This window comes from Gloeobacter kilaueensis JS1 (assembly GCF_000484535.1).
Lineage (GTDB): Bacteria > Cyanobacteriota > Cyanobacteriia > Gloeobacterales > Gloeobacteraceae > Gloeobacter > Gloeobacter kilaueensis.
The window spans coordinates 4,632,266-4,648,603 of the sequence record NC_022600.1 but is presented as its reverse complement, the minus strand read 5'-3'; the positions used below and the strand labels follow the sequence as shown (position 1 = coordinate 4,648,603).

18 protein-coding genes are annotated in these 16,338 nt (G+C 62.9%); 9 read left to right on the top strand and 9 right to left on the bottom strand.

The window, feature by feature from the left end; genetic code table 11:
- Positions 1-103 precede the first annotated feature (103 nt).
- Positions 104-868 carry an orange carotenoid protein N-terminal domain-containing protein gene (locus GKIL_RS23135; RefSeq protein WP_023176060.1) on the top strand — a complete coding sequence of 255 codons (765 nt, stop codon included), beginning with the start codon at positions 104-106 and terminating at the stop codon, positions 866-868.
- Between the two features lie 118 nt (positions 869-986).
- Here the strand turns inward: GKIL_RS23135 and GKIL_RS21620 are convergent, their stop codons facing one another.
- From GKIL_RS21620 to GKIL_RS21590, 7 genes are all read right to left on the bottom strand, one after another.
- A complete protein-coding gene (locus tag GKIL_RS21620; protein WP_023176059.1) occupies positions 987-2,096 on the bottom strand; it encodes a SpoIID/LytB domain-containing protein in 1,110 nt (369 codons plus the stop codon).
- Between the two features lie 353 nt (positions 2,097-2,449).
- Complete coding sequence (locus tag GKIL_RS21615; RefSeq protein WP_023176058.1) at positions 2,450-4,315, bottom strand: iron uptake porin; 1,866 nt, start codon at positions 4,313-4,315, stop codon at positions 2,450-2,452.
- A gap of 106 nt (positions 4,316-4,421) precedes the next feature.
- Positions 4,422-5,885 carry a glutamate--tRNA ligase gene (gene gltX, locus GKIL_RS21610; RefSeq protein WP_023176057.1) on the bottom strand — a complete coding sequence of 488 codons (1,464 nt, stop codon included), beginning with the start codon at positions 5,883-5,885 and terminating at the stop codon, positions 4,422-4,424.
- 28 nt (positions 5,886-5,913) lie between these two features.
- Positions 5,914-6,393 (bottom strand): hypothetical protein, encoded by a 480-nt coding sequence (locus GKIL_RS21605; RefSeq protein ID WP_041244136.1) that lies wholly within the window; start codon positions 6,391-6,393, stop codon positions 5,914-5,916.
- 1 nt (position 6,394) lies between these two features.
- Complete coding sequence (locus GKIL_RS21600; RefSeq protein ID WP_041244135.1) at positions 6,395-7,141, bottom strand: M15 family metallopeptidase; 747 nt, start codon at positions 7,139-7,141, stop codon at positions 6,395-6,397.
- Positions 7,113-7,595: a thioredoxin-dependent thiol peroxidase gene (bcp, locus tag GKIL_RS21595; protein ID WP_023176054.1), complete on the bottom strand. Its 483-nt coding sequence runs from the start codon at positions 7,593-7,595 to the stop codon at positions 7,113-7,115. Before bcp ends, GKIL_RS21600 begins: the two co-directional genes overlap by 29 nt.
- Positions 7,596-7,598: 3 nt before the next feature.
- Positions 7,599-8,036 carry a peroxiredoxin gene (locus GKIL_RS21590; protein ID WP_023176053.1) on the bottom strand — a complete coding sequence of 146 codons (438 nt, stop codon included), beginning with the start codon at positions 8,034-8,036 and terminating at the stop codon, positions 7,599-7,601.
- A 90-nt stretch (positions 8,037-8,126) separates the two neighbouring features.
- On the opposite strand from GKIL_RS21590, the gene GKIL_RS21585 reads away from it, so the two are divergent.
- The 8 genes from GKIL_RS21585 to GKIL_RS21550 all read left to right on the top strand — a co-directional run bounded on the left by GKIL_RS21585 (position 8,127) and on the right by GKIL_RS21550 (position 15,127).
- Entirely contained in the window at positions 8,127-9,062 is a 936-nt protein-coding gene (locus GKIL_RS21585) for a hypothetical protein (RefSeq protein ID WP_023176052.1), read from the top strand.
- A complete protein-coding gene (locus tag GKIL_RS21580; protein WP_023176051.1) occupies positions 9,056-9,394 on the top strand; it encodes a hypothetical protein in 339 nt (112 codons plus the stop codon). Before GKIL_RS21585 ends, GKIL_RS21580 begins: the two co-directional genes overlap by 7 nt.
- A 74-nt stretch (positions 9,395-9,468) precedes the next feature.
- Entirely contained in the window at positions 9,469-10,698 is a 1,230-nt protein-coding gene (locus GKIL_RS21575; RefSeq protein ID WP_023176050.1) for a S41 family peptidase, read from the top strand.
- Between the two features lie 6 nt (positions 10,699-10,704).
- Positions 10,705-11,670, top strand: a complete 966-nt coding sequence (gene holA, locus GKIL_RS21570; RefSeq protein WP_023176049.1) for a DNA polymerase III subunit delta — start codon at positions 10,705-10,707, stop codon at positions 11,668-11,670.
- A 93-nt stretch (positions 11,671-11,763) separates the two neighbouring features.
- Positions 11,764-12,123, top strand: a complete 360-nt coding sequence (locus GKIL_RS21565; RefSeq protein WP_187293859.1) for a hypothetical protein — start codon at positions 11,764-11,766, stop codon at positions 12,121-12,123.
- Between the two features lie 126 nt (positions 12,124-12,249).
- A complete protein-coding gene (gene egtB, locus GKIL_RS21560) occupies positions 12,250-13,518 on the top strand; it encodes an ergothioneine biosynthesis protein EgtB (RefSeq protein ID WP_023176046.1) in 1,269 nt (422 codons plus the stop codon).
- Positions 13,519-13,534: 16 nt separating this feature from the next.
- Positions 13,535-14,551 carry an L-histidine N(alpha)-methyltransferase gene (gene egtD, locus GKIL_RS21555; RefSeq protein WP_023176044.1) on the top strand — a complete coding sequence of 339 codons (1,017 nt, stop codon included), beginning with the start codon at positions 13,535-13,537 and terminating at the stop codon, positions 14,549-14,551.
- A gap of 48 nt (positions 14,552-14,599) precedes the next feature.
- Complete coding sequence (locus GKIL_RS21550; protein WP_023176043.1) at positions 14,600-15,127, top strand: methylmalonic aciduria and homocystinuria type D protein; 528 nt, start codon at positions 14,600-14,602, stop codon at positions 15,125-15,127.
- Here the strand turns inward: GKIL_RS21550 and GKIL_RS21545 are convergent.
- Complete coding sequence (locus GKIL_RS21545; RefSeq protein WP_023176042.1) at positions 15,117-15,326, bottom strand: hypothetical protein; 210 nt, start codon at positions 15,324-15,326, stop codon at positions 15,117-15,119. The genes GKIL_RS21550 and GKIL_RS21545 overlap by 11 nt on opposite strands.
- Positions 15,327-15,384: 58 nt before the next feature.
- Positions 15,385-16,251 (bottom strand): hypothetical protein, encoded by an 867-nt coding sequence (locus tag GKIL_RS21540; RefSeq protein ID WP_023176040.1) that lies wholly within the window; start codon positions 16,249-16,251, stop codon positions 15,385-15,387.
- Between the last annotated feature and the right edge of the window lie 87 nt (positions 16,252-16,338).

Genomic DNA, 16,338 nt, shown 5'->3' with positions numbered 1-16,338 from the left:
ATTTTCGAACGACAATTTAACGAAATTCTTCTGACTATAGGGTGACGGTTGGACGGGGATCGCTCCGTAGGCTGGGAAGAAGTTCAGGAGAACGGTGAAGTTTATGGACGAGAACACAAAAAACATCGACCGGGCCTTCGAGGAGGGCCAGCAGCTGAGCGATCCAGCCGGGAGCGCTCCCCATCAGACCAGCATCTCCGGTGCTCAGGAGGCAGGCGCTTCGAGTACCGGTGCCGTCCCTGCCTACGAGCAGCGTCAGGTGCCGACCAATACGACCGACTCCGATTCTGAGAAGGTCTTCCACGAAGGAGCCAATCAGGGTAGTGGGAACTACAGCGTTTCCAGCGAGCGCATTTCTGACATTGTCGATAAGACCCTCAGCACCCAGACCCCTGGAACAGTGCGCAGCGAAGGTCTGCAGCAGGTGCGCGACCAGTTCGATGCCCTCGACGTCGATGCGAAGCTGGCGGTGCTCTACTACGTCTATGTCGAGATGGGCAAGTCGGTGACGCCCGCTGCCCCCGCCGCCGCCGATCGCCTCCGCGTCCAGGACTTCTTCAATGGCTTCGACGCTCTGGGGCAGGGTGAGGCGCAGCTTGAAGCGATGCGGGCGCTGGTGCGCGGCGACGACACGGCTCTGGGTCAGACCTACGGCAATTTTACCGAGAACGACAAACTGTTTACCTGGTTTTTGCTCGCCGAGCGGATGGGCAAAGACGTCATCGATGTTCCTGCAGACTACAAGTTGTCGGAGGACGGCAACCGCGCCCTCGAAGCGATCAAGCAGCTCGACTTTGAGCAGCAGATCACTCTTCTGCGCGACATTGCCTACGCGATGGGCCGGACATCGAGCGAATACAGCCGCTAGGCTACGAGTCATCTGACGTGAGCGAATAGCGCCATGTTCTTGAAACGGGCCGGGAGGTGAACCTCCCGGCCCGTTTTGGCAATCGGCTTCGGTGGACCATCAAAGCCTGGCAAGAAAGCTAAAACACTTCCTTCTGCACCTCGACGCCCTGGTAGTAGTGTTTGAGGATGCGGCTGCAGTTCCAACCCAGGGCCGCGAGGGCGCGTGCGCCCCACTGGCTCATGCCGATGCCGTGGCCAAAGCCGTGGCCGTCGAAGGTGAGGGCATTCAGCGGTGCCCCACTGGGGTTGATCTCAAAGAAATTGCTGCGCAGGCCGAGTTTGAAGCGCACGTCGGTGCCTTTGACCAGTTGGCTGCCGCTTTTGCCCACAAAGAGCACCGAGAGCGCCCGGCCACTCAGGCTGCGCTCGGCGATCTTGACCTGGAGCAGATCGCCGATGGCAATAAGTCCCAGCGACCGGCGCAGGGTGGCCACCGGAATCACCTGCTGCCACTTCCAGTAGGGCGAATTTTGATCGTAATCTTCGACCGAACTCAAGTAGGGCGCTTCTTCGCTGCCGCTGGCGGCGCGAAAATCTTCGGTGCGGCCCCCGGCGTTGTTGTGGTACATGGCGTTGATCAGGCTGCCTTTGAAGGTGAGCACCTGAGCGGCGGTGGCATCGACCGCCCGGCGCACCGAGTCGGTTTCGTCTTCAGCGCCCTTGTAGACCTGCCACATCACCGTGTCGCCCAGGTCGAAGGCTTCGTTCTGACGGCGGGTCCAGTTATAGAGCGCAAAGGTGCGCGCCGCGATTGCCTGGGCTTTGAGTGCTTCTTCAGGCCAGCTTGCGATCATCTCGGCACCCACCACGCCGTAGAGGTACGCTTCGAGATCGACCAGATTCAGACCGGTCGCCCGGTTGGCGCTGGCGTAGACCTCGGCTGCCCCGCGAAACCAGCGGCTGCCGATAAAGACCAGGCCATCGGGCTTGTCGGGAACGATCCGCAGGCGGCCCGCCTGGACGTTGACGGCGCGGACCTGATTGCCCGAGGCGGTGACGGTGAGCGGTTGCATTGCCGGGAGGTGGCCAATCGTCTGCCCCGATTCATCGATGACAGCTGCGTCGCTGGAGCTGCCGACGGTGAGTGCGCCTACATCCTGCACCACGGCGACGCGCAGATCGACAGCTCTGACCGGGGCAGCAAGTAGCAGGCCGAGACCGACCGCCAGCAGCAACCTCTTGAACACGGCTCCGCTCGCTCCTCGAAATCTTCTCTTTTATTTACCACAAACCGGTCATTCTTTATCCGGGGCAATGCAAATTGCTGGCCCAAGTGAGCAGAAATCCTTTTGTGAGAAGTGTGGGTCTTAGATAAGTAGCTATGTCTTTCCAGTGCCGCTGTTTATAACCGGTGAACCAAACTCTACCTTTGGAGGCATCAGCAAAAGCCGGCCCAGCGACTAATCTGTGAGTACTTCCAGGTAGTCCAGTCCCCAGGCCGGGTGAGCGGCAGTGAGAGTCAAGAACGTCGGCTCAGACCGGCCCTCAAAAATTTTGCTATCGGGTGGATGCAGGGGTGCGCAGGACGCACCCCTTTTTTTTAGAAGGTGAAGACGGTCCGCAGGGTAAAGACAGAGATCGTCGGATTGTTGGCGATGTTGGCAGCGTCGAAGATGAGTTGAAAGTCAGGAGTGATCGTCAGCCGCTCGGTAATCGGAAAGCGATAGAACAGCTCGACATCTGTCTCGCGCCCGCTGGAGATAAAGCCGTTGATCGCCTGGGTGGGCGCGCCGGGCGGCGGAGTGCCGTTGGTGAAGACAAAATCGCGGGAGGAACTGATTCTTGGTACCTGACCGACGACGACCGCCAGGGTACCGGGGGAGCCGACAAAGTTGGGAAAGGCCAGACCGGCGGACCAGGTGGTCGAGTCGAGGTTGCTGGCGAGGGTGGTCGTGCTGCCGGGGCCAAAGACGACATCGCTCACAAATGACGACAGCTGGAATCTAACATCGGAGAAGGCGTAGCCGAAGCGACCGAAGATGGCGACGCTCGGAGTGATCGCCCATTCGCCGTTAAAGCCGGCAACGTCGGTGACCGAGCGGGTGAACTGGCCGAAGGTGCCGTTGAGGCTGAAGTCGATGCCAAAGAGCGAATTTTGCTCGACGTAGTGGCTGTACTGCAATTTGATCGAGGAGGTGACGGAGGGGCGGATCTCGAACTCGGCAGCCACCAGGTTGTTGCCGCCCGTCAGGCCACCGGAACCGAAGGCGAGGGCGCTGCCGCCGGAGGCGGCGATGTAGGCGGCCCGCAGGCTGAAGTTCTTTGAGATCGTCCAATCGAAGCCCAGGCCAGGACCGGCAAATAGCGGTGTGACCAGCGGGTTGTTGATAAAAAAGCCGTTGGAGAAGTCGAATTCTTCATTGTTGGCGAACGAGTTGGTGTCGATCACCTCGAACAGGTCGATGCGCGGCCCGACGAAGAAGCGGACGCTCTCGCCGAAGGGGCTGAAGATATAGCGCACCTTGTCGAAGGTGACCGGTGCGGTGCCATTGACCGGCACGTTGGCGAGGGCAGAGCCGTCGTAGCTGAAGCCACGGATGGCCGGGGAGGAGAAGTTATTGGGGTTGCCGGCGTAGAAGAGGGTGCCCAGCGATCCGGCGATGCCTGGAAAGACACTCGAGATATCCTGGCCAGTTACGCCCCGCATCCGGACCAGCAGTTCGTCGGTGCCCGAGAAGGTAGCGCGGATATTGAGCGTCGAGCGGGCGACGAAGCTGACGTTGGCAGCGTCGCCGGTCACTGTTCTTGCCCGCGTGAAGGGAGCGGGCACCCCCAGGCGGTTGAGTTGCTGTTCGACGAGGTTGATGAGCGGTGAGTCGCCCAGGGTGGGTCCGGCCAGCGGCAGCCTGACGGTGTTGTTGCTGCCGGCACCGCCGCCGGTGACAGCCATCACCACCGAGCCGTCGAGCTTGGCCGTCGTCGAAAAAAGTTTGCTCTCGATTTCTCTGGTCTTGTCTTCGAGGGCGGCGACCCGACCGCGCAGTGCCGCCAGTTCGTTGCGAAATTCTTCGGCCAATCGCTGCAGAGCGGCCAGATCGTCTTTGCTCGCCTTGTCGGCGGTACCGGCGGCGATGAGTTCGCTGATTTTCTCGAGGCAGGCATTGAGGCCAGCGGCGAACTCGTAGCGCGACAGGGGCCGACTGCCCAGGTAGGTCTTGTTGGGATAGCCCTCCAGGCAACCGTAGCGCTCGACGACGCTCTTGAGCGCCTGGAAAGCCCAGGAAGCAGGATCGACGTCGCTCAACTCCGAGACGGTATTGACCTGGGACGTTGGGCTTTCTGTCTGGGTCTGTAGGTCGGTAAACATCCCAGGCTCCTCGGCGGCCAGGAGCGGCAGCGGGCCCAACGCCAGCGCCAGACCGATGCACCCGGCTACCCGAGGCAGGGCGCGCATGTTTGTCTTCACAGTGCTTCTCCTCACTTGGCGGACCGCCAAGCCCCCTCGATGTCAGCTCTAAAAGATAGTACCGCACGGGTCGGCGGCTCCAGCTATCTCCTGACTTTGGGGGAATTCAAGAAGAAGCGACGCGGGCGGCCTCACTGAGCTGCAGAGCCCGCTCCAACCGGGCAATTGCGCGGGGCTTGCCGATCGCCTGGAGCGTCTCGAAGATGCCGGGGCTTACCTTCTGGCCGGTGAGGGCGGTGCGGATGCAGTTGAAGACCTTGCCGGTACCGATGCCCTGCGCCTCGCAAAATTCGCGCAGTGCTGCCTCCATCGCCCCTGGATCGCCAAAATCGAGAGCCTGGATCTGTTCGATGAGGGCGGGCAAAAATTGCTCGGCCCCGCTTTTGAGGATATTTTTTTGCAGCGCCGCCTCGTCGAAGGCAAAGGTGTCGCCCACGTAGGGCACGAGCATCTGGGCCAGCTCGACCAGGGTGCGGGCGCGGCTGCGCAACAGCGTCACGCTCAGATCGAAGCTGGTGGCCAGCGGTTCGGCAATGCCCAGCGCCTGCAGGTGGGGCAGAAGTGCGATTTTGAGACTTTGCAGGTCGATGTGGTGGGCCAGATGCTGGGAGTTGAGCCAGCGGGCCTTCTCGACATCGAAGACGCCGTTGGTGCGGCTGATGCGATCGAGGCTGAAGCGGTCGATCAGCTCCTGGGCGGTGGCGAAGATCTCTTGATTGTCGCTGGTGCTCCAGCCGATGAGCGCCAGAAAGTTACAGAAGGCCCAGGGCAGAAAACCTTCGTCGCGGTAGGCGAGCACCGAGGTGGCCCCGTGGCGCTTCGAGAGGCGCGATCGATCCGCGCCCAGGATGAGCGGCAGGTGGCCAAAGTGGGGCGGCTCCGCCCCGAGCGCCTGGTAGAGCAAAATCTGCTTGGGGGTGTTGTTGATGTGATCCGCGCCGCGAATGACGTGAGTAATTCGCATGTCGATGTCATCGACCACTGCCGAGAGCATGTAGGTCGGGTTGCTGTCCGAGCGCAGGAGCACGTAATCTTCGATCTCCGACCAGTCGCCGCTCAGATCGCCAAAAACCGCGTCGTGCCAGCGAAAAGCTCCAGATACAGGCGTCTTGAGGCGCACGACGTAGGGGGTACCCGCCGCGAGTTGCGCTTCGATCTGCGCAGCTGTCGCCGCACGCCAGATGCCGCCCTTGTAGAGGTACGCCTGCTGGCGGGCCTGGGCTTCGGCGCGCATCGCCTCCAGTTGCTCAGGCGTCTCGAAGGCGCGGTAGGCCAGGCCCCGATCGAGCAGATCATAGGCGACGGCGCGGTGGCGCTCGACAAAGCCCGACTGCAAAAAAGGCCCCTCATCCCAGGTGATCCCGAGCCAGCGCAGTCCGGCTATCACCCCTTCGATCATCGCCTCCGAGGAGCGCTCCCGGTCGGTGTCCTCGATGCGCAGCACGAGCGCCCCGCCGTACTTGCGGGCGAGAAGCCAGTTAAACAGTGCCGTGCGCGCCCCGCCCACGTGCAGGTAACCGGTGGGGCTGGGCGCAAAGCGCAGGCGCGAGGCACTCGAAAATTCCGACATCGACAGATCCGGCAAGACGATACCGACTCTATGGTGACACAGCGCCAAAGGCGGGGATGCGACCGACGCGCACGGCGAGCACTGGATCGTCGCCGTAGACGATGTCCTGCACGCCCTGGTCTTTGATCTTGAAGAAGACTTTGCCCCCGGTGCTCTGGTGGATCGCGAGGGTCTGGCGCTTGAGGGTCGATTTTGAGAGATCTACTGCCGCCTGGGGCGTCTGGTTGCTGCCCTCAGGGGCGATAAAAAAGTGGGACGGATCGACGACAGCAGAACCGGCCACCTGCTGCTCGCTGTTGCTCACCCGGACGGTGATCACCCCCTCGCTGGCCGACAGTCGCTCGGAACGGACCAGCTTGATGAGCAGGCGCTCGTCGGTGCTGTAGACGGCCCGGCTTTCAGGATCGCGGGCGGGGGTGCGTTTGCTGGTCTGGCCGCTGCAGGCGACGAGTAGTGCTGTGACCAGCAATGCTCCTGCTCCGGAGGCAATGACCCGAGGTGCGATCACGTCAGTTTTTATAGAAGGTCTCAAGGCTTTTGCGGTCGCCCACAAAGCGCCAGTGCCAGGGCTCATAGCTCACCCCGCCCGGATTGTGGCGGGGAAAGGACAGCTCAAAACCAAACTTGCGGGCGTTGGCGGTGAGCCAGCGAAAGGCAGCGGTGCGCTCGAAGCGCGGCTGCACATTCGCACCGGCCTGGTCGCCGTCGCCCAGGTCGAGGGCGTAGCCGGTGTGGTGCTCGGAGTAGCCGGGCGGGGCATTGATGAGGGTGGCGGCGTCGGCAGTACCGGCCCGTCCGAGCTGGCGCAGGTACAGCTCCTGCTGGTGGCGCTCGCCGCGAAAGCCCGAGAGGGCGACTAAATGCACACCACTGGCAGCGGCGGCGCGCACCATCTGCCGGTAAGGCCCGGCAGCACTGCGGTGCAAGTAGATGTTTCTGTGGCCATCGATGAGGGTCAGATCGGCTATGGCGGCCTGCTTGAAGCGGTGGTGGCCCAGCAGCGTGTTGCTATTGGTGGTGCTCGCCTGGGCAGCGCTCGGAGCAGTTTTGTCCGGCTGGGCAGATCTCGCAAGGAGCAGATAGCCCCCCAACCCGGCGACGAGGGCGGCGGCAAGGCCCGCCGCCAGAAGAAGCGGTGATCGCCCGGCAACCGGCGCAGCGGCGGGAGCAGGGGCGGCGGCGGTGAGCCGCTGGATAACCGGGATGTCGTCGTAGTCGTTCATCACATCAGGTGGACCTGGCAATGCCGAGGGCATCCAGCAACTGCTGGGCGTGAACCTCGGGTTTGACCTTGGCGAAGATGTGACTGATCTTACCCTCAGGGTCGATCACGAATGTGCTCCGTTTGACCCCAATCGTCGTTCGGCCCATAAATTTTTTTTCTCCCCAGGCACCGTAGGCTCGGGCGATCGCCCCGTCGGTGTCGGCGAGGAGGGCGAAGGGCAGGGCAAACTTTTCTGTGAACTTCTGGTGCGAGCGGACGCTGTCGGTGCTCACCCCGAGGATCACCACCCCGGCTGCGGCAAAATCGGCGTAGCTGTCGCGCAGGCCGCAGGCTTCTTTGGTGCAGCCGGGGGTGTTGTCGCGCGGATAAAAATAGAGCACCACCTGCCTGCCCCGCAGGTCCGCCAGCGAGAGGCGTTCGCCGCTCGTCGTCTCAGCCTCGAAGGCGGGGGCGGGATCGCCCGGTGCGAGGACCGCGTCGCTCATCGCTCAAGCCCCGATCGTCTCTAAGATGTCGGTGGCGTGGGTGGCGGTGTTGACCGTCGTGTAGACCTGCTCGATCGTACCGTCGGGACCGACGATGAAGGTGACGCGCTTGGCGTAGCCGCCGCCGTCCACGTCGAAGGCCCGACTGAGGGAGCCGTCGGTGTCTACCAGCAGCGAGAAGGGCAGCTCGTACTTGCTGGCAAACGCCTGGTGCGAGGCAGCATCGTCGCGGCTGACGCCGTAGACCTCGATGCCCTGGGCCCGGTAAGTTCCCCAGTTGTCTCGAAACGAACAGGCTTCTTTGGTGCAACCGGGAGTGTCGTCCTTGGGATAGAAGTAGATCACGAATTTTTTGCCGCTCAGGCCGGCAAGTGAGACCGTGTTGCCGTTTGCGTCCTTTGCGCTGAAGGCCGGAGCCTTGTCACCGACGTTGAGGGCCATGAATATCTCCTTACTTGGACTGAAAACCCACACCATGATACTGCCCGCCCGTCGGTGCGCTAGTCTGGAATCTCGCAGCCGCCTCGCTCCATGCTCATTCAGACTCCGCTGAAAAGTCATGATCCTTCCTGGCTCCTGTCGGCGATCCGCCTGCCTGCAGTATCCGGGAGTGCGCAATTCTGGAAGCGAGCGCTGATTTTTTGCACTCTGCTGCTTACCACCTGTTCTTCTCCTGGCTTCGTCGATACGGTGCTGTTTATCGTCACCGAGGATGCGGCCCACGGCGAGGTGACGATCGAGCCAGTGGTGCGCGTCGAAGGGGGCCGGTTAAACGAACCGCCCCGCGACAGCAAGTGGCTGCAGCCTTACCTGGGGACCCATCCGCTGCCCCTTTACAGCCACGGCCAACTGGTGGGCCGGGTGCAGATTCTGGCCAGTTCGCCCTACGGCGGCTGTGCTGCCGGTCCCTACAACGCCCGCCTGCAGCTGAGCGTGCCACGGGCGGAGGCTGCCTACAGTGCCCAAGGAGCGATCTACCGGCTTGCCAGCTCGACATTGCTCTTCGATGCGCCTGCACCGTCGCTTGCGCTGAGTGTCGAGCAGCGAAATCTGCTTGAGCGCACCGCCCGCACCCAACTCCAAAAACTGGGTCTGGACACAGCCGGGTTGCGCACCCTCCAGCTCACCGATGCGGCGCGGCTCACGATCGCTGGCCGGACGGTGCTCGTCGGCACCGTGAGCGCTCTGGCCGACTCGGTGAGCCGTCCCGGTGCGACGGCCCTCGTCGTACTCGAACAGCAGGGCAGCGACTGGCAGCTCACCTACGACTACCACCAGCGCTTCAAAGACATCTACGGCCAGGATTTTGTCGGCGAACTGTTTCGCGACGCGATCGACCTCGATCGAGACGGTGTCCCAGAATTGATTTTTGAGCGGATGGGCAACGAAGTCTACCAGTACCAGATCCTCAAGCGCCAGGATGCAGGCTGGCGCGTTATCTACACGGGCGGAGGCGGAGGATGCTGAACCGGATACTCTACAGCGGCGGTGCGCTGCTGGCCTGCGCGCTTTTAGGCTGGCGGCTCTGGCGGCAGAGCACCCCCAATACCCACTGGCCCAGGCTGGCCTGGCAGAGTTTTTATCTGCAAGATTCCGGCGGTGTCGTCGTCGGCGGCCTGCTGCTGCTGGCAATGTGCTGGCTGAGCGGACGCATCCTGCGCCAGGCTACCGAACTGGGCTGGTTTGCCCCAGAAGAATCGCACCTGCTCGATCGGCCCCTGCAGTTCTGGTACGGCCTGTCGATCGGCATGATGGCCATCTTTGCCATCACCAGCCTGCTCTACTGGCTGCGGCCTTAGGGCTGCTGGGACGCTGATCTGGCGAACGGCAGCAGTATTAAGATGGGTTAAGGTGCACAGCAAGGAGACGGATCTTGGGCAGGCAGGGCAGCAGATGGATAGTGGCGGCGCTGGCGGGGATGGCGGTTGCCGGTTGTACCAGCCAGGTTCTCTCCAGCAGCAATCCGACTTCTAAAGAAGTGCTCACCGAGGTCTGGAGCTACATCAAAAGTGAGTACGTAGACGGCACCTTCAATGGCCAGGACTGGTGGAAGGTGCGCCAGACGTTTTTGGGCAAGCCCGCCGACAACGCCGAACAGGTCTATCAGTTGACAGGCGAGATGCTCAAGACTCTGGGCGATCCGTACACGCGCTTTTTAGATCCCAAACAGTTCAAGAGCCTGCAGACGACGACCACGGGAGAACTGACGGGGGTGGGCCTGCAGATCACGGTCGATACCAAAAGCGAGCTGCCCATCGTGATCGCAGCGGTCGAAGGCTCGCCCGCCTCCCGGGGCGGCATCCGGGCGCGGGATCTGATCGTCGCCATCGATGGCGAGCCTACCAAAGGGATGAAGATCGACGATGTGGCCGACCACCTGCGCGGCCAGATCGGCACGAAGGTGACCGTCAAGCTGCAGCGCGAGGCGCAGACTTTTGAAGTCAACCTGACGCGGGCGACGATCGAGGTCAACCCGGTCTCCTTTGGCCGCAAGCCGCTCAACGGCCAGTCGGTGGGCTACATCCGGCTTTCGCAGTTCAATGCCAACGCCGCAAGCGAAGTCCACCGCGCCCTCGAAAAGCTCGAAGCCGAGGGGGTGACAGGCTACATCCTCGATCTGCGCAGCAACCCCGGCGGACTGCTGCAGGCGGCGGTCGAGATCGCCCGCGATTTTTTGCCCTCCGGCCAGGTGATCGTCTATACGGTCAACCGCCAGGGCCAGCGGGACGAGGCGCGCACCGAGCGCGGCCCCCTCACTGCCAAACCACTGGTGGTGCTCATCGACGGCGGCACCGCCTCGGCGAGCGAAATTCTCGCCGGTGCCCTCCAGGACAACCATAGAGCGAGGCTGGTCGGGGCAAAGTCCTTCGGCAAGGGGCTCATTCAGGCGATTCACCCCCTCAAGGACGGCTCCGGTCTGGCCGTCTCGATCGCCCGCTACCAGACGCCTGCCCGCCGCGACATCCACAAAAAAGGCATCCAGCCGGACATCAAGGTGCCGACCCCCCAAGATCTCACCCTCGAAGAGCTGACGACAACCGCCGATACCCAGTACGCCGCTGCCCTCAAAGCCCTCGGCCAGACGGTGGCGAGCCGATCGTAAATCTCGATGCCGGTTTATTTATTTTGGGGAGAAGACGACTACCGCCGCCAGCGGGCGGTCGAGCAGTTGCGCTCACAGGTGCTCGATCCGGCCTGGGCGGACTTTAACTTTCAGCGCTACAGCGGCGAGCAAATCATCGATGCGCTCAACGAGGCAGTGACGCCGCCTTTTGGCAGCGGCGGCAGGCTCGTCTGGGTCGATGAGCCAAAGATCTTTAGCCAGTGCAGCGAAGGGCAACTGGCAGAACTAACGCGCACCCTGCCCCACATCGAAGAGCGCAACCATCTGCTTTTTAGCCAGACGAGCAAACCCGACGGTCGGCTCAAATCGACCAAACTGCTCACCAGACTGGCCCAGGTGCGCGAGTTTGCCCTGATCCCGCCCTGGCAGGAGGCGAAGCTCAAAGCCCAGATCCAGCAGATCGCCTCCGAGCGCAAGATCGACCTTACAGCCAGCGCCCTGCAACTATTGGCTGAGGCCGTCGGCAACGATACGCGCCGCCTCGACAGCGAACTGGAGAAGCTGGCGCTGTTTGCCCAGGGCTGCAAAGTCGAGGTAGACGCAGTGGCAGCGCTGGTGCCGACCACCGCCCAGAGCAGCTTCCAGTTGGCCGGGGCACTGCTCGCCGCTCAAAGCAGCCAGGCCCTGCAGCTCATTGCCGATCTGCTGCAGCGCAACGAACCGGCGCTGCGAATTCTTGCAGTGCTGGTGGGCCAGTTTCGGACCTGGCTGCTGGTGTGCCTGGCGGTGGAGGCGGGCGAGCGCGATGCCCAGGCGATCGCCGCTGCCGCCGAAATTGCCAACCCGGCGCGGGTCTACTTTTTGCAAAAAGAAGTCGAGCGCACCAGCGCCGCCAGACTCGGACGTGTCCTACCGGTCCTGTTAAACCTCGAAGTGCATCTCAAGACGGGCCGACCGGAGCAACCAGCTCTGGAAGTAGCTGCCCTGGAGATCGCGAGTCTGCTGCGCTGATCCCCTGTTTGGGGGAAGAGCGCCTGGCCCGGCGTTGCTCCTCGTATGATTGGCGCAGCGATGTCCGAGCATTCGATGTTGCGCAAAAAGCCCATGAGTTCCGCAGCCTCCGCCTACCGGCACCTGAGCGAGCGCCTGGAGGCGGTCGAGGCCGCCCTTGAGCAGTTGAACGAGCACAACCAGCGCCTCGAACAGCAAATCCGCCGGCTCAGCCGCCAGGCCGAAGTGCCCGTCGCTCCCCGCGCCGTCTCGCTACCGCAGCAGCGGCGCAGCAGCGCCAGTAGCTGGCTGCCCGAAATCGACGAAGTGCCCTTCGAGGAAACGGAGCCGCCCCTGCGACAGCGGCAGGCTGCTCCTGGTCCCGGCCTGTTCTTCTGGGTTCTCACCCTGCTCATCGCTGCCCTCGCTGGGATCGCAACCTTCTATGTGGTCCGGCCCCTTACGAGCTTCTGAACATCCGTCCGCTGGGCCTGTCCGTACCCCTTCAAGAAGAACCTACCGGCGCGTTTCGCCGACTGCGAGATAGCTGACGCCGGCGGGGCGAACGTGACCCAGATCCGCTGAAGGGGACGATACCGAATGTTACGATCCGAAAGCTGGGAATCGTCCACCGCCCCGGAGTCGCTCGTGGTCCAACAACCGTTCCGCACGCAGATGCAGGGCGTTCACAGGCTGCAGGAGCAGTTGTTCACCACCCGCGCTGCTACCTTTGCGCTCATCGAAGGGTTGGGGCGCGAGCAGTTCTGTTGCCAGGCGGACCCCGACTTCAGCCCGGTGGGCTGGCATCTGGGCCACATCGCGTTTACCGAGGGCCTGTGGATTCTCGAACACAGCGCCGGTCTGCCGCGCTTCGCCCCCGAATTTGGTTGCCTCTTTGCGGTGGACGGTCTGCCCAAGGCTCAGCGCACCGCTTTGCCCCCGACTGGCGACATCTACGACTACGTGCGCGCCATCCGCAGTCAGGTGCTCGCCTGGCTTGCCAGCTATCCCCATAGTGTCGAGCCGCGTCTCTGGCAGTTTCTTATCCAGCACGAGAGCCAGCACGCGGAGACGATGGGTTGGGTACGGCAGCTCTTGTGCGGGACAAAGCAGGAAGCGCCGATCGCTGCTGGGGTCGATACCGACGAGATGATCCGCGTCGAGGCGGGCGAGGTGCTCATCGGCAGCGACGCACCGGAGGCCCTCGACAACGAGCGGCCCGCCCACCGCCGCTATGTTGATAGCTACTGGATCGACCGCTACCCGGTCACCCAGCGCCAGTTCGAGCGCTTCATCCGGGCCGGTGGCTACCGGGAGCGGCACTGGTGGTCGCCCAGAGGCTGGCAGTGGCTTCTTTCTCATCCGGTGCGCTCGCCGCTCTACTGGAGCGGGGCTGACGACCGACCGGTAATGGGCGTCAGTTTCTTTGAAGCCGAAGCCTACGCCCGCTTTGCAGGTAAGCGCCTGCCCACCGAGGCGGAGTGGGAAAAGGCGGCCCGCTTCGACCCGCTCAGTGGCCAATCTCGCACTTACCCCTGGGGAGAAGCGTTCCCCGATGGGAGCCGCCTGCCCTTGACCTGTGGCACGACCGCTGTCGGCAGCTACCCCCGGGGGCAAAGTGCGGTCGGTTGCGAAGACATGCTGGGCAACGTCTGGGAATGGACTGCTACTTGCTTTTATCCGTACCAGGGATTTGTGAGCTATCCCTACCCCGGCTACTCCGCCCCCTACTTCGACGATGCTCACTACGTCCTCAAAGGCGGTAGTTGGGCGACGGGTTCCTCTGTCCTGCGCGCCAGTTTCCGCAACTGGTACGAGCCGCGCCTGCGCGTTCCTTTCGCCGGTTTTCGCTGTGCCCGCTCCCTGTAAAACAAAGGAGAATCCTGTGTCTCGACCCCAGCCTCTCTTTCCTGCCGGTCTCGGTTCCCGCCTGCGCATCGAATATCTGAGCGAATCGGAACAACTGACTCCCGCCGAAGCGGGCGCAGATGTGGCGGCGGGGCTATTGGCTGTGCCCAAAACGCTGCCGCCCCGCTACTTCTACGACGACGCGGGTTCGCTGCTTTTTGAGCGGATCTGTGAACTGGAGGAGTACTACCCGACGCGCACCGAAACAGCGATCTTGCACCGCTGGGCTGCTGCGATCGCGGCAGTTACGGGCGAGAGCGAACTGGTCGAACTCGGTAGCGGCAGTGCCACCAAGATTCGGCTGTTGCTCGACGCGCAGCGGGTGCGCGGCAACCGGCTGCGCTATCTGCCCATCGACGTGAGCGCCGGTATTCTCGAAAGCAGCGCCCGGACCCTGCTTGCGGACTACCCCAGCCTGGGCGTCTATGGCCTGGTCGGCACCTTCGAGCAGGCGCTGGCGCACCTGCCTGCGAGGCTGCTGCCGGGCCGCATCCTCTGCTTTTTAGGAAGCACCCTGGGCAATCTGACCCCGGACGATTGCAGGCGCTTTTTTGGGAGCGTGGCTGCTGCTTTGAAGACGGGGGAATATTTTTTATTGGGCGTCGATCTGCACAAGGACACCGCAACTTTAGAGGCCGCCTACAACGACCGCCAGGGAGTGACAGCTGCCTTTAACCTCAACATGCTCAGCCATCTCAACTGGCGCTTTGGGGGCAACTTCGATCCGGCCCACTTTCGACACATCGCCCTCTACAACGAAGCGGCCCGGCAGATCGAGATGTACCTCCAGAGCGACCGCGAGCAAACTGTCCGGCTAGAACGGTTGGGGATCGACGTTCACTTCGCTGCCCACGAGGCGGTGCTCACCGAGATCTCGCGCAAGTTCGACCTGCCGACGCTGGAGGCCGACCTGGCGACGCACCAGCTGCTGCCGGTCCAGAGCTGGTGCGACGAGCGGCAGTACTTTGCGCTCCTGCTTGCCCGCAAAGGCTGAATTGCCCGTGTGGCAGGCAGCAGGCGGACTCTGGCCGGTAGAATAAGCATGAGTACACAGCACAGTGCAGGCGTGCAGATTCTCTGGTATCCGGCAGCAGGACTTTTTCGCGGCGACTGGAAAGGTTTGCTTCCAGGCTGGCCCGATCCGCCCAACTCTCTGGCCCTTTTTTTTCAGGACACAGGCATCGACCTGTGCGAATTCACCGAGGCGGCGGAGCAGGCCAAGGATGCGGCGCGCAACCGGTTCATCGCCCGCGCCCTCGAAGTCGCTCACCTGCTCCACCGCCAGGGCTACCGCGCCACGGTCTTCGATCCGATAGACGGCCTGCCGGTGGCCACCGGCCACGATGAGGCGGACCGCCCCCGCTTCTGGAGCACAGCCAACTGGAGCGATATTCGGGCGGTGCGGACGGTGACCGGTTTTCCAATCGAGCCGATGGGCGGCTGTCACGTCGTCGTGCATCCGCAGTACGGCAGGCGGGTTTACATCGGCAGCCTGGTCAGCTCAGCGCTCTACATCGAACTGATGGGGCTGGTGCCCCGCCGCGCCCCGCTTGCTGCCCTCAGTGGCTGATCTCGATCTCAAGGCCGTGATCGACGATCCGCACCGGCACTTCCTCGGGGAACATGCCCAGGTCGCGGGCAACGTCGCTCGCGATTTCACGAATATGGGGCAGGTCGTGCTGCAGGTCTTCGATGTCGTCTTTCCAGTAGGTGCCCTGGGCCAGCTGGCCTTCCTGGGCGAGGCTGTAGAGGATGTCTCTGAGGCGCACGGGTCCAACTCCAAATCGAAGTGAAGGCGGCTAGGGAAGAATGACCGCCTCTAAAGTATCAAAAGAAGAACGTATAGGGTTTGCCGGTGAGCGAAAAGCGCACGAAGCGCCTGCCACAACGCCTGCAGCTGAAGGTGTGCAACCGGGTAAAAAGAGCGAGGCTGCGCTCGTCGCGGTTCATCTTGGCAAGGCGCACGTCGGTGGACTCACAGCGGGGGCAGTTGAAGGCAACGTCCGCTTTTCGGCGGGCTGAGCGGATAGCAAACATCCCGAGCAAGATAGCGGCGCTGCCCATCGCCGCCGCATTTGCTCCGTAGCGCAACTGCTTGCCGAAGGTAGTCTGCTTGAGCCGCTTGAGGGCAGCTTCGAGCTGGTCAGCGTCGAGGCGCTGCTCGACGCGCATCCGGTTGAGTTCGGCGGTCCTCAACTCGACGATGCGGTGGACGGTGTGCAGGTAGAGCGGAAAGGCGAGGATAAGCCCCAGGCCAAACCCTACCGCCAGCCCGCCCATCGTACCCAGGCGCAGGCGGCTTCTGGTGCCCTCCAGCGCGTCGGCGAGCCACAGACCCACCAGCAAAAAAAGCCCGCCCAGCAGGGGCGTGATCGCCAGATTAAAAAACCGTTCGAGCAGGTCCGTCTGCCAGAGCCAGTTGGCAAATTCCGGCGGCCACAGTTCGGCCAGATCGGCTACGAACCCGACGACGAGGGCAATGCCGACGACGATGAGCGCCACCGGCACCGGGCGGGGCAGTGCAAAAGTGGGCGGCGGCTCCGGTGCCTGCTCGGCGGCGGCCGCCATCTGGGCCTCCATCCGGGCCGCCCGCGCCTCGATCACCCCGGCGGCCATCTGTTGGGGCGTCACCCGCTCCGGCAGTTCCGGACGCGGGGCATCCGACCTTTCTTCGTGTTTGGCTTCGTCCGCCATGACAGCAAGTACGCCCGGCAACGGTACCGCCCGACGCTACCGCATCATACGCAGTTTTGACCACCCTGGCGACGCTTTGTCGGGGTT